At 40.8% G+C, this 392-nt stretch carries 1 pseudogene; it reads right to left on the bottom strand.

Annotated features, from left to right (window positions below):
• Positions 1 to 217: pseudogene (locus LI114_RS13785) on the bottom strand (recombinase family protein); the annotation flags it as partial.
• Positions 218 to 392 lie beyond the last annotated feature (175 nt).

Raw genomic sequence — 392 nt, 5'->3', positions numbered from 1 at the left:
TCCCTTCGTCGGCAAAAACTCCGGCAAGCGTCCATTCCTTTTTTCGGTTGATCAAATCGGTGTAATAGGCGATCTGTACCTGATATGAATTCTGCTGTTCCTCTTGTTCTGTGCTGACACGGCAGTATGCGGCGACTCTTAATTGGTGATATTTATCACGGTTTTCCGTTGTCTGCACTTTCGCAGGGATTACCGTTACATTCGGAGCTGTGGACATTTTTGTCATTCCTTTCTGTGATATTTTTGATGTGTACTCCGTTGATAAATTCAACCTCTATGGTACAAAAATGGCTTATCCAGATTCGTGAAATACACGCTTTGAATAAGCCAATATCTAATGTATTTAATTGCTCGTGGTCTTTAAGAACAGCCTTGATTTTCTCTGTTTTTTG

This window comes from Ruminococcus sp. 210702-SL.1.03 (genome assembly GCF_020559915.1).
In the GTDB taxonomy this organism is placed as follows: Bacteria; Bacillota; Clostridia; order Oscillospirales; family Ruminococcaceae; genus YE71.
The sequence above is the reverse complement of the archived record's forward strand: the minus strand, read 5'-3'. Positions and strand labels throughout refer to the sequence as shown.